This is a genomic window from Buttiauxella sp. WJP83 (genome assembly GCF_027594725.1).
In the GTDB taxonomy this organism is placed as follows: domain Bacteria; phylum Pseudomonadota; class Gammaproteobacteria; order Enterobacterales; family Enterobacteriaceae; genus Buttiauxella; species Buttiauxella selenatireducens.
In genome coordinates this window covers 3,985,836-3,998,508 of sequence record NZ_CP110080.1, presented here as the reverse complement: position 1 = coordinate 3,998,508, position 12,673 = coordinate 3,985,836, and the positions used below count along the sequence as shown (strand labels likewise).

At 51.5% G+C, this 12,673-nt stretch carries 9 protein-coding genes and 1 tRNA gene; 4 read left to right on the top strand and 6 right to left on the bottom strand.

Features of this window, described 5'->3' with window-relative positions:
* Window positions 1–7 precede the first annotated feature (7 nt).
* Together OH773_RS18455 and OH773_RS18450 are read left to right on the top strand one after the other, a co-directional pair.
* Window positions 8–1,030 carry a Gfo/Idh/MocA family protein gene (locus tag OH773_RS18455; protein ID WP_270140779.1) on the top strand — a complete coding sequence of 341 codons (1,023 nt, stop codon included), beginning with the start codon at window positions 8–10 and terminating at the stop codon, window positions 1,028–1,030.
* A gap of 173 nt (window positions 1,031–1,203) precedes the next feature.
* The gene (locus OH773_RS18450; RefSeq protein ID WP_270140776.1) at window positions 1,204–2,751 is read left to right on the top strand and encodes an MFS transporter; all 1,548 of its coding nucleotides are present in this window, start codon (window positions 1,204–1,206) and stop codon (window positions 2,749–2,751) included.
* A gap of 78 nt (window positions 2,752–2,829) precedes the next feature.
* Here OH773_RS18450 and betA read toward each other — a convergent pair whose 3' ends face one another.
* From betA to speB, 4 genes are all read right to left on the bottom strand, one after another.
* Window positions 2,830–4,518, bottom strand: coding sequence for a choline dehydrogenase (gene betA, locus OH773_RS18445; protein WP_270140774.1), 1,689 nt, complete (start codon window positions 4,516–4,518; stop codon window positions 2,830–2,832).
* Window positions 4,519–4,554: 36 nt separating this feature from the next.
* Entirely contained in the window at window positions 4,555–6,063 is a 1,509-nt protein-coding gene (locus OH773_RS18440) for a purine-cytosine permease family protein (protein ID WP_270140772.1), read from the bottom strand.
* Window positions 6,064–6,206: 143 nt separating this feature from the next.
* On the bottom strand, window positions 6,207–7,718 hold the full coding sequence (locus OH773_RS18435; RefSeq protein ID WP_270140770.1) for an aldehyde dehydrogenase family protein: 1,512 nt from the start codon (window positions 7,716–7,718) through the stop codon (window positions 6,207–6,209).
* 90 nt (window positions 7,719–7,808) lie between these two features.
* On the bottom strand, window positions 7,809–8,786 hold the full coding sequence (gene speB / locus OH773_RS18430) for an agmatinase (protein ID WP_270140768.1): 978 nt from the start codon (window positions 8,784–8,786) through the stop codon (window positions 7,809–7,811).
* A gap of 151 nt (window positions 8,787–8,937) precedes the next feature.
* Here speB and OH773_RS18425 point away from each other — a divergent pair, with 151 nt between their 5' ends.
* Entirely contained in the window at window positions 8,938–9,852 is a 915-nt protein-coding gene (locus OH773_RS18425; RefSeq protein WP_270140766.1) for a LysR family transcriptional regulator, read from the top strand.
* 72 nt (window positions 9,853–9,924) lie between these two features.
* Here the strand turns inward: OH773_RS18425 and OH773_RS18420 are convergent.
* A tRNA-Ile gene (locus OH773_RS18420) sits at window positions 9,925–10,000 on the bottom strand.
* Window positions 10,001–10,147: 147 nt separating this feature from the next.
* On the opposite strand from OH773_RS18420, the gene mug reads away from it, so the two are divergent.
* Window positions 10,148–10,636: a G/U mismatch-specific DNA glycosylase gene (gene mug, locus OH773_RS18415; RefSeq protein WP_270140764.1), complete on the top strand. Its 489-nt coding sequence runs from the start codon at window positions 10,148–10,150 to the stop codon at window positions 10,634–10,636.
* A 49-nt stretch (window positions 10,637–10,685) separates the two neighbouring features.
* Here the strand turns inward: mug and rpoD are convergent, their stop codons facing one another.
* Complete coding sequence (gene rpoD, locus OH773_RS18410; RefSeq protein ID WP_270140762.1) at window positions 10,686–12,524, bottom strand: RNA polymerase sigma factor RpoD; 1,839 nt, start codon at window positions 12,522–12,524, stop codon at window positions 10,686–10,688.
* Between the last annotated feature and the right edge of the window lie 149 nt (window positions 12,525–12,673).

The window sequence follows — 12,673 nt, the reverse complement described above, 5'->3', positions numbered from 1 at the left end:
GGTCATGATGAGAACACTCAACGCTGCCATTATCGGCTGTGGCGCAATCCATATCTGCCACGTTGATGCCCTGCGGCAGACTCCCAACGTCGTATTGCGAGCTGTCGTGGATATTGACTGCGACAAAGGCACTGCGTTGGCTGCACTTTACGGTTGTGATTTTTACCAGGACTATCAGCAAATGCTGTGCGATGAGGCGATTGATGTCGTCCATATCTGCACACCGCATTACCTGCATAAACCGATGATCCTTGCCGCGTTAGCGGCAGGAAAACAGGTGTTCTGCGAAAAACCGGTCGCTATGAACATGAGCGAAGTGGAAGAGATCAAGCAGGCGGAAAATCGGGCCATCGGGAGGGTGGGGGTCTGTTATCAAAACCGACTCAACCCCACAAGCCTGGCGTTGCGTCAATTGCTTGACGTAGGCACGCTTGGCCGTGTGCTCAGTATTAGCGCTCAGCTCACCTGGTGCCGTACACCGTCGTATTATACCAACAGTGCATGGCGTGGCCGGTATGCAACCGAAGGTGGCAGTTTGTTGATCAATCAGGCGATTCACACACTGGATCTGCTGCAATGGTTGGGCGGCGGGGTGTCTCGTCTGAAGGGGGTAGTGGATTGTTCACTGCTGGATAAAACGATCGATAACGAAGATACCGCAATGGCGGCCTTCGAGTTTACCGATGGCGCTCGCGGCCTGTTTTATGCCTGTAATAACCACACCCGCGATGTTCCGTTGCAACTGGAGGTCCATTGCGAACATGGCCGCTGGCAATTGCAGGATAATTCGCTCTGGCGTATTACCGACAGTCAACGGGTGCTGGTGACGAGTGACGAAGCCTCTGATGGAAGTAATAAAAGCTATTGGGGAATGGGGCATATTCAAGCCGTTCGTCAGTTTTATGACGCTATTCGTGACGGCGGCCATGCACCCTATATCGGTATAAATGATGCCGCTCAATCATTAAAGCTTGTGGAGACTATTTATCGATCATCACAATTACGACAATGGATAACTCTTACCCAATAATAACACTGTCCCATTTTAATTAAATACGGCACATTTCGGTGTGCCATAAATAAAAGTCTATTCCACTTGTCATAATTAATATGGCCGGTTTAAATCCTTCATGGGTTTAAACGGAGTCATTATTATTTCTGGATGGAAAAGACAATAAACCCTACAAGTACGAGAATAAAAATATGGCTATACCAACTGAACGTAGAGTCGGTTATGGCGTGGCGATTGGCTACGGCGTAACGGATCTTTTTGGTGGCGGCGCATTTGCCGTCATCGGCACCTGGTTACTCTTTTTTTACACCACCTACTGTGGTCTGACCGTACTGGAGGCAGGATCCATTTTTGCCATTGCCAGGGTTATTGACGCAGTATTAAGTCCGATTATGGGGTATATCACCGATAATTTCGGTAATACCTGGCTTGGCAGAAAATTCGGTCGCCGCCGTTTCTTCTTATTGCTTGGTGCACCGCTAATGTTCCTGTATTCATTGGTCTGGGTTGCCGACATGAATTACTGGTACTACCTTGGCACCTATCTGTCCATTGAGCTGTTATCAGCCATGGTACTGGTGCCATGGGAGACGCTGGCTGCGGAAATGACCAAGCGTTTCGATGAACGTACTCGCCTGGCGGGCGTGCGTATGATGTGCTCAGCGTTAGGTGGATTCCTCGCGGTATCGGTGCCTGGTATCATCATGCAATTTACAGGTAAAGATAACGCGTTAACTTATACTCTCACCGGGGGCATTTTTGCTGTTATTTATTTTATCGCGGTATTAATTACCTGGGCCTGCACATGGGAAGCAAAAGATGTCGAGGAAGAATATCATCACACCACTGATTCTAACCGAAAATCAGGATTGATGAATCATCTTAAATATCTGCTTATCGATCTCCTGTCTTCATTCAAAATAAAAGCATTTCGCCAGCATATTACTATTTATATATTCTCGTTTACTGCCCTCGATGTCTTTAACTCAGTATTCACCTACTTTGTGGTATACGCGTTGAGTAAAGATACGGCCACGGTATCCGGGTTATTGAGTATCGCCGCCTTTGTCTCTATTCCGGGTACTTTCGGCTTTATGATGCTCATGAATAAATTCAATATGACGCCATCAGGGGCACTGCGTATTTCCTATAGCTGTATCTTTGCTGTACTGGCCTTCTTATTCTTCGTCTATATGAGCGGCATCAACGTACCTACCGTGGTGTTCTCCGCAGTCTTTGTGGTTCTTGGACTTGCGAGAGCCGGGCTGTACTACATCCCGTGGAACATCTATAGCTTCATTCCCGATGTTGATGAGATGGTCACGCGTCAGCGTAGGGAAGGCATTTTCGCCGGAGTCATGGTGTTAATGCGCAAAAGTACAGTCGCGTTGGCCATCATGATCGTTGGCGTGGTGCTGGAGTTCAGCGGATTTGTCAAAGGCATGGGAAGCCAGCCCGAAAGCGCCCTGGATGCCATTATTGGCCTGATGGTCTTTGCGACGGCGATTCTGTTGGCGGTCAGCTTCTGGATGACGTTCAAATTCAAACTGACTCAACACACCCATGAAGTCCTGATCAAAGAGATCGATCGTCGGAAACAGGGCGGACAGGCGTGTGACTGTAATACCGAAACGCGTCAGGTGATCAAAGATCTGACAGGTTATGCCTACGATAAAGTCTGGATCACCAAACCAACCGATAACCCTCTCAATGGGGCTGCACCGGCAGCCATTCGTTAAGCGGTAAGTTGGGAAATACCCTTGGGTTCCTCGGTCAGAACCAAGACCGGGAACCCAAACATTATCGAAACAGGCAGACTAGACGGCAACGTCGCGACGAGGGATGCTGGTGCGTTGTTGAATTTCCCAGTTATCGGCAAGACCTACCTGCGCATCGGACGGCGTCAGCAGCGTTCGACCACGAACCAGGTCAGCCGCGCGTTCTGCCAGCATGATCGTCGGTGCATTCAGGTTGCCGTTCGGCTCTGTTGGAAACACCGATGAATCAATCACTCGCACACCTTGCAGGCCATGTACACGCAACTCGGAATCGACCACCGACAGGTCGTCTTCACCCATCCTGCAAGAACCACACGGATGCATCGTGCTCTCCATGTTGGCACGCACAAACGCATCAATTTCTTCGTCTGTTTTCACATTAGGGCCGGGGGCCAGTTCCACCCCACGGAAGCTGTCCATCGCTTGCTGGCCTATTATCTCACGCGTCAGGCGCACACAACGGCGGAAGCCTTCGCGGTCTTCTTCGCGCTCAAGATAGTTAAAACGGATTTCTGGATGTTGATACGGATCGGCTGAGCGCACGCGCACATAACCCCGGCTTTTGGGCTTATTCGGGCCTGTGAGCACCATAAAACCGTGCCCTTTAAACGGTTTATCACCGTCATAGCGCATCGCCGCAGGTAAAAAATGGAACTGGATATCCGGCCAGCGCAACCCTTTCCCTGAGCGGATAAATCCACCGGCTTCAAAATGGTTGCTCGCGCCCAAACCATCTTTGAATAGCAACCAGCGCAGGCCAATCAGCGCCTTAGAGAACAGCCCCATTTTGCTATTGAGCGACACCGGTTCCTTACATTCGAATTGAATGTAAATCTCGGAGTGATCCTGCAAGTTTTCACCGACACCGGGCAAGTCGTGTTTCACCTCAATCCCGGCTTTACGCAATACTTCGGCAGGGCCGATGCCTGAACGCTGCAACAGGTGAGGGGAGCCGATAGGGCCAGAAGACACCAACACCTCTCGTGTACAGCGTACGGTGTGTACTTCCCCATTTTGTTCATACTCAACGCCCACTACACGCTTGCCTTCGAGCACCAGTTTACGGGTCATCGCATGAGTGACGACGGTCAGATTTGGGCGCTCCATTGCTGGCCGTAAATAGGCATTCGCCGTTGACCAGCGCACACCATTCTTAACCGTCATATGCATCGCACCAAAACCTTCCTGCATGTATCCGTTGGTATCTTCGGTTTTGATGTAGCCCGCCTGTGCACCGGCTTCAATCCAGGCACCATACAGTGGGTTTTGCATATTATTGCCGTTGTTGGTGCTCAGTGGGCCTTCTGAACCACGATAGTCATCACCGCCAAACTTGAAGTTTTCCGCTTTGCGGAAATAGGGCAGACAGTTGCGATAGCCCCAGTTTTTGGCACCTAACGACTCCCATTCATCGAAGTCGTAGGCATGGCCACGAATGTAAACCAGACCGTTGATCGACGATGAACCGCCAAGCACTTTGCCGCGCGGGCAGTGCAGGCGGCGGCCATCCAGATGTGGTTCGGGTTCGGTTTCATAGTGCCAGTTGTACTTTTTGGTGTTCATCGGTATCGAGAATGCGCTGGGCATCTGAATGATGACGCTTTTATCACTACCGCCATACTCGACCACCAGCACGCTGACCTTCGGGTCTTCGGTCAGACGATTTGCCAGCACACAACCTGCCGATCCGGCACCCACGATGATGTAGTCATATTGTTTGGTAGACATAATATTCTTGCTCCATTTTTATTCTGGACAACCGTCTCAGGCGCGCCTTTTATTCCCGGTGGTGTATTCCGGCATATTGATTTCGATATGCGCGATAACCGCTTCTTCGTGATGAAGATTCAGCGAACGACATGACAGGTAGTAGACGATGCTTGAAACGATAAGTCCCACCAGCCAGGCCAGATCCACACTGCCCATCGCCTGCGCTAGCGGGCCGACAAACACCTCGCGACTCCCATCAAAGATGCAGAAGAACGGGACCATCGCCATGAAACCCACCAGATAGGAGAGCAACCCTCGGGTGCCCCAGCGACCGTAAATGTTGCCGTGTGGTAAGAAGAAATGTGGGATGGCGTAACGGCCTCTACGCACGAAGAAATAGTCCGTGAGATTGACCGCAGTCCAGGGCACCAGGAAGTACAGCATCACGACCAGATAGATGTTGAGCACTGACAGGCCAGAGCCTGAGTTGTAGATGCTCATCGCCACACCGAGCTGTAAGCACACCACGAAGATGATGGCCACGATACGGGCTTTGGCGGTCGGTTCTACCTTCCTGAAAGAGTCGATACTGGTAATCGCGGTGAGTTTGGCACTGTAAATGTTCATCGCGATAACGGGCAGGAAGGCCAGGATAGTAATGGCCACCACCACGGTACCCAGATGAGGAGAAAAACCTGCACCGACCGCATTAAGGGCCACCAGCACATCTGTTGTGTGCAGATGGGACGCCAGCCAGCCTCCTACCGAAATCATCCATGCACCCGACAGCGATGCACCCAAAAATACGGCCGTGATCAGCTTGCCGCTCGAGGTATTTTTCGGAAGATAGCGAGAATAATCAGAAACATACGGTGCATAGGCAATGTTGTAACTGGCTGCCGCGGCGAACTGGGCAATAAATCCCGTCAAGTTGAAGCCTAACGGTGTTTCCGGAACAGCACTTTCGAGCACGGGAGCATCCTGAACCCAGCCCATCAGTACCGCCAGAGTGACCAGACCATATAAAGGCAGCGACAGGTACAGTGACCATTTGAAGGTTTTGTGCATCCAGTCGTGGCCGAGAATGGCAAGGATCGTGGCTGGCAAAGTCACGGCCAACGCAACTTGCATCGGATCCCAACTGAACAGCGTTTTTAGCCCCTGCATCATCAACACCAGGTTGACGATATTAAAGCCAGCGAACACAAACAGGGTCGCGATCAATACCAGCACCACGCCACGATAGCCAAACTGGGCGCGCGACTGGATCATCTGCGGAAGCCCCAGATGCGGTCCTTGTGATCCATGGAAGGCCATAAACAGCGTGCCAAACATGATGCCCAGCGTACCGGCAACAGTGGTCCATATTGAATCAAGCCCGACGCTCGGCCCGACAAAGCCGATGGTCATGGTAAAAAAAGTAAAGTTGCCGACGAACCAGAAAGGCCCCTGACTGGAGAGTTTGTCAGTGCGTTCATGTTCTGGCACAAAGTCTATTGAGCGTCCTTCGATGGTGCTTTGCTCGTTGCTGCTCCCTTTAACTGCTGTTGATTCTGTTTGCATGATGTACCCCATGAGCAATAAGGGTGAAGCAATAAGAATTCGTTAAGCCAGGCGATGGCCGGCTCGTTAGTTCAGTGTGCTGCGTGTTGTCTGGTCACTTCCGAACAACTGCGGGTTGATTCGGAAGTGACAGGCGAGTGGGATTACGAAGGTAGGGTGATCCACACCGTTTTTGTTTCCATCAGGTAGTCGAGCTGCTCAGGACCCAGATCTTTACCAAAACCAGAATCCTTGAAACCACCAAACGGCAGTGCCGGGTCGATTGTGCTGTGTGCGTTGACATACACTGAGCCTGCTCGTAGCTGAGGAATCAGCGTGTGTACACGGGCGAGGTCGTTCGAATAAATTGCGGCCGCCAGGCCAAACGGAGAATCATTGGCGAGCTCAACGGCTTCCTCGACGGTATCGAACGGGGCGGTTACCAGCACCGGGCCAAAGATCTCTTCCTGAACAATCCGCATATCGTTGCGACAGTGAGCAAAGATGGTTGGCTCAACGAAGAAACCCTCTCCTTTATGAGGCTTGCCACCATAGTAAAGTTTTGCACCTTCGCGCACGCCAGCATCAATGTAGGACAGTACAGAGTCCTTCTGTCTGGCCGAAACCAGCGGACTGATGAAGCACTCCCGATCCAGCCCTGGAGCCACTTTCAGCGTCGAGGTGTAGTCGGCAAGTGCGGTCAGGAAGCGATCATAGATACTGCGGTGAATATAGGCGCGGGTACCGGCATCACACACCTGGCCGGAGTTAAAGAACACACCGTTGGCGACAGCCTGAGCTGCAGCAGGAATATCTGCATCTTCCAGTACCAGTACAGGGGACTTGCCTCCCAGTTCCAGGGTGACGCGCTTGATGTTCTCAACGGCTGTATGCCCGACTTTACGGCCAACAGGCGTGGAGCCGGTAAAGGTGACTTTGTCGATCCCCGGATGGGTGGCCATGGCCGCGCCAATCACATTGCCGTGTCCGGTAATGATATTGACCACGCCGTCAGGAATACCGGCTTCCTGGACTAATTCAGCAAAACGCAGCGTCGATAACGATGTCAGCTCAGCAGGTTTAATCACCGCAGTACAACCTACCGCCAGTGCGGCCGCCAGTTTCCATGCCATGGTTTGCAGTGGGAAATTCCACGGAACAATCGCGGCAACGACACCAATCGGTTCTTTGCGGGTATACGCCAGATAATTGCCAGGCAGGGATGGCTCGACGGTGCGGCCATGCAGCTTAGAAGCCCAGCCTGCGAAATAGCGGAAGGTGTCGATGGTGCCCTGAATATCGACATCACGTGCCTGTGACACCGATTTTCCCATATCAATAGATTCGATCTCAGCCAGTTCATCAGCGTTGGCTTCTATCAGGTCAGCCAGGCGGTGCATCAGGCGCTCGCGTTCCAGCGGCTTCAGGCGACGCCATTCACCGTGGTCGAACTGGTGGCGTGCGGCGGCCACGGCGCGGTCGAGATCGGCGGTGCTCGCCAGGGGAACAGAGGTTAGTGTGCCTTGTGTGGACGGCTCAATAACGGCACTTACTTCCCCTGTGCTTCCATCAACCCACTGGCCACCGATAAACATCTTCTGCGGTTTAGCCAGGAAGCGTTGTGTCGCCTCGGAAATACCGTATTGGTTGAGATAGTGTCTTACGGTTGCATCCATTTGATCATTCTCTCTTTTTTATTACCCGGATTTTGGCTTCCGGGTTTTGGATGTAGGGTCATGTGGGTGGCGGAACCACCCGGGTTATGTTCAGCGAGACAGGGCTTGCTTACGCTCGTAGAAAATGAAACCAATGCTGTTCATCAGCAATTGGGCGGCCAGAATAGAGGTCACACCGGTGGGATCGTACGCAGGGGCCACTTCGACCAAATCCATGCCGATAATGTTTCCACCACTGCGTTTGGCCAGTGCCTGAATAATTTCCAGTACCTCGTAGTACTGGAAACCACCGTGGCTCGGCGTGCCGGTGCCTGGCGCGATAGACGGGTCGAAACCGTCTATATCGATGGTGAGATAGTAGTTACAGCCCTCAGGTATCTGCGCCAGCACAGCCTCGGTGCCAAGCCGGCGTACGTCACGTACTGACAAGATGTTTGAACCTGCTGCACGGGCGGCGTCATAGTCGCTGCGGTTGGATGAGGAGACATTCCTGATACCAAGCTGCGTCATGCCAGCGATATGGTCCATTTCTGACGCACGTCGTAGCGGGCTGCCGTGTCCGTAGCGAACACCGTGGCGCTCGTCGACAAAATCGAGGTGGGCGTCGAAGTGAACGATGTGAATCGGTCCTCGTCCTGCATACGCCTTGATGACTGGCGCGTGGATAGAATGGTCGCCCCCCAACACCACCGGCATGGCACCGGAATCAAGAATTTTGCGTACTGCTAGTTCGATGTTGGCGTTACTACTGACCATATCGGTATGCACAATGTCTGCATCGCCCACATCGACCATGCGTACCTGATCTTGTGTCAGGTAGAGCGCATCATCTTCATGGTCATAAGCCCCAGCATGACCAAATGAAAACAGCGTCGATGCCTCGCGAATACCGCGTGGTCCAAAGCGAGCACCTGCACGCCATTGGGTTCCCATATCATTAGGGGCACCCAGAATTGCCACGTCGGCATCAATCTCTTCCCAGTTGAGGCACACCGGCGATTTTGCAAACGTACAATGCCCGACAAACGGCAAGTTTAATCGTCCAGACTCATAGTTATTGTTCCCCATTTTCACTCCCCATCTGTGGATTTCTGGTCAAGGCCAGGCTCTGGTTTATTTGCCTTAACAATGACTATGGTCAACAATTCGCAGTATAAAAATAGAAAATATCAGATGTTCATATCGCCATTTCCGAAGCAAAGCGTAAGAGGAAAAAGAAGTGAATCAACTGCACAATATTGACCTGAAGCTGCTGAGAATTTTCATGACAATTGTGAAGTGCAAGGGCTTTTCGGCCGCTCAGGCCGCCCTGAATCTCAGTCAGTCCACGATCAGTGAACAGATGACCAGCCTTGAAACACGGCTAGGGGTCAAATTATGTGAACGCGGACGAAGTGGCTTTCGGCTTACTGAACATGGCGCGGCGACTTACGAGGCAGCACAACGGTTATTATTGGCAGTCGATACATTTTGTATGGATACCTCATCACTGAAGCGGCATATCTCTGGCAGGCTTTATCTGGGCGTCATCGACAACACCGTTACCGATAGCGGCAGCATACTGTCACGCACTTTGCGACAGTTCGTCTCGCATGGACACGATGTGCAGTTAGATATCTATATTGGTACGCCTGCTGAGTTGGAGGAACGCGTACTGGATGGACGGTTGCACGTCGCCATAGGACATTTTCCGTTCGAGGTGGCAGGCCTGGATTACAAGCCGGTATACGATGAAGAAGATGGTTTGTTCTGCAGTTGCTACCATCCGCTATTCAAAAACCAGGCAGAGGGCGATGACCTGATCGCAGCGGTCCGTGACAGTCAAATCGTGGCGCGTGGCTTTCTGCAACAACGCGATCTGCAATTGCTCAAATCAGGAAGTGCGGCGGCGACCGTAGACAATATCGAGGCGCAGGCCATTCTGATCCTGACCGGGGCGTACATCGGTTTCCTTCCATTACATTACGCCCGCCAATGGGTTGATTCCGGTCAGATGCGCCAGATTGTGCCGAAACAATTTGGCTCTAAATGGCCGTTCTCTTCAGTCACCAAACGCACGGCAACACAACCGGCCGTTCTTCGCGTATTTATGGAAGCGTTGATGAGTCACTGCAGTCCCGGCTTAGCCCGATAAGCAGTGTGTTATCCAGATTGAAGCAAAACAAAAAGGACCTGGATAATTTCTTATCCAGGTCCTTGATATGTTTGGTGGCCCCTGCTGGACTTGAACCAGCGACCAAGCGATTATGAGTCGCCTGCTCTAACCACTGAGCTAAGGGGCCGTGGCGCAGGATTATACGGTAATCAGGGGATGCAGGTCTACAGCCATAAAACCATATGATGCTTTTATGCACAGTTCTAGTTTGTTGTAATTGCAGGTAGATTTTGCGATAACCATGGTTAATCACTTTATTAGACTGACAACGCTTATGGAACTCTTAGTACCCAACCTGCAGGTGGTGTTTTGTGGTATCAATCCCGGTTTGTCCTCATCCCATAAAGGTTATCCTTTTGCTAACGCCAGTAATCGTTTCTGGAAGGTGATCCATCAGGCTGGTTTTACCGAGCATCAGTTGGCACCAGAGCAGTGGCAGCAATTACAGGACTATGGCTGCGGTATTACGGCTCTGGTTGCACGTCCGACCGTAGCGGCCAGTGAGTTGATGCGTGATGAGCTGCGGGACGGTGGGGAAGTGCTAAAAGAGAAAGTCTTGCGTTATCAGCCGCGAGCGTTAGCGATTCTAGGGAAACAAGCGTTCAGCAGTGCGTTTGGGCTGAGAAATCCACCGTGGGGACGGCAGGAGATGAAGTTGGGGGAAACCGAAGTGTGGGTTTTGCCCAATCCCAGCGGGTTGAATCGTGCCACTCTGGAACAACTTGTTGCGAGTTACCGCGAGCTGTTTTTGGCATTGAAATAGATGAAAAAAAACCCCGGCGAGCCGGGGTTCTTGTCGATGCTGATAAAACTTAGTCGTCCAGGAAGCTACGCAGAACTTCAGAACGGCTTGGGTGGCGCAGTTTGCGCAGTGCCTTCGCTTCGATCTGACGGATACGTTCGCGGGTAACGTCGAACTGTTTACCCACTTCTTCCAGCGTATGGTCGGTATTCATGTCGATACCAAAACGCATACGCAGAACTTTTGCTTCACGAGCAGTCAGACCAGCCAACACGTCATGCGTGGCATTACGCAGGCTCTCGGAAGTGGCAGAATCCAGCGGCAGCTCGAGGGTGGTATCCTCGATGAAATCACCCAGATGCGAATCTTCATCGTCGCCGATTGGCGTTTCCATGGAGATTGGTTCTTTAGCGATTTTCAGCACTTTACGGATTTTGTCTTCCGGCATCAGCATACGTTCAGCCAATTCTTCTGGCGTTGGCTCACGGCCCATCTCTTGCAACATCTGACGCGAAATACGGTTGAGTTTGTTAATCGTCTCAATCATATGCACCGGAATACGGATGGTGCGCGCCTGGTCAGCGATGGAGCGAGTGATAGCCTGACGGATCCACCAGGTTGCATAAGTTGAGAACTTATAACCACGGCGGTATTCAAACTTATCAACGGCTTTCATCAGGCCGATGTTACCTTCCTGAATCAAATCCAGGAACTGCAGACCGCGGTTGGTATATTTCTTAGCGATAGAAATAACCAGACGTAAGTTTGCTTCAACCATCTCTTTCTTCGCACGACGAGCTTTCGCTTCACCGATGGACATACGACGGTTGATGTCTTTAACCTGCTCGATGGTCAGGCCGGTTTCTTCTTCAATTTGTTGCAGTTTCTGCAAGCTACGATGCACGTCGTCTGCGACGTCATGCAGTTTTTCAGACCATGGCTTGTTCATTGCAATGGCGGCATTGAACCAGGTTTCGCTGGTTTCGTTGCCGGTGAACAGTGTGATGAAGTTTTTCTTCGGCATTTTGCACTGTTCAACACACATTCTCATGATGAGACGTTCTTGCGTACGAACGCGGTCCATCATGACGCGCATGCTGTTTACCAGGTAATCGAATTGCTTCGGTACCAGGCGGAACTGTTTGAAGACTTCAGACAGTTGCTGAATTTCAGCAGCAGAATCTGCGTGTGCACGGCCTTTCGCTTTGATCGTATCGCGAGTTCTTTCGTACTGCGTGCGCAGTTCGCCAAATTTCTCACGAGCGAGTTCTGGGTCGATGCTGTTGTCATCGTCCGCGTCGTCTTCATCTTCTTCCTCGTCGTCATCATCACTGTTTTCTTCGCTGGTCAGCTCAGAACCAATGTGAGTGGCGGTTGGGGCAAGATCTTCTTCTGCGTTCGGGTCAACAAAACCTGTGATCAAATCAGACAGGCGTGCTTCTTCTGCTTCAACACGGTCGTACTGTTCAAGCAGATAAGTGATCGCTTCCGGATATTCGGCAACGGAACACTGAACCTGGTTGATACCGTCTTCGATACGCTTAGCGATATCGATTTCACCCTCACGGGTTAACAGCTCAACGGTACCCATTTCACGCATGTACATGCGAACCGGGTCAGTTGTACGCCCGATTTCAGATTCTACGCTGGACAGTACTTGAGCGGCAGCTTCTTCCGCATCTTCGTCTGTGTTGTTTGAGTTTTCAGCAAGCAACAGGTCATCGGCGTCAGGTGCTTCTTCCATCACCTGAATGCCCATGTCATTGATCATTTGGATGATGTCTTCGATCTGATCGGAGTCGACGATATCTTCCGGCAGATGGTCATTGACCTCAGCATAGGTCAGATAGCCTTGCTCCTTACCACGTTGGACAAGAAGTTTAAGCTGTGACTGCGGGTTTTGCTCCATAAGACGGTATCCACACTTCAGTATTAGGGTTGGTGTCGGTCGGCGAAACCGCCAACAATAACGTAACGAGGGCTGACTTATTTTATTGCCGCTGCCCATCCTTGCGGCGTTCGGGTTTGACCCGACTAATGTTCGGCAGTTAAGCCGCG

Excerpts from the sequence above, each read along its gene's own strand:
- OH773_RS18455 (WP_270140779.1), top strand. The coding sequence starts at position 8 with ATGAGAACACTCAACGCTGCCATTATCGGCTGTGGCGCAATCCATATC.
- OH773_RS18450 (WP_270140776.1), top strand. The coding sequence starts at position 1,204 with ATGGCTATACCAACTGAACGTAGAGTCGGTTATGGCGTGGCGATTGGC.
- betA (WP_270140774.1), bottom strand. The coding sequence starts at position 4,518 with ATGTCTACCAAACAATATGACTACATCATCGTGGGTGCCGGATCGGCA.
- OH773_RS18440 (WP_270140772.1), bottom strand. The coding sequence starts at position 6,063 with ATGCAAACAGAATCAACAGCAGTTAAAGGGAGCAGCAACGAGCAAAGC.
- OH773_RS18435 (WP_270140770.1), bottom strand. The coding sequence starts at position 7,718 with ATGGATGCAACCGTAAGACACTATCTCAACCAATACGGTATTTCCGAG.
- speB (WP_270140768.1), bottom strand. The coding sequence starts at position 8,786 with ATGGGGAACAATAACTATGAGTCTGGACGATTAAACTTGCCGTTTGTC.
- mug (WP_270140764.1), top strand. The coding sequence starts at position 10,148 with ATGGAACTCTTAGTACCCAACCTGCAGGTGGTGTTTTGTGGTATCAAT.
- rpoD (WP_270140762.1), bottom strand. The coding sequence starts at position 12,524 with ATGGAGCAAAACCCGCAGTCACAGCTTAAACTTCTTGTCCAACGTGGT.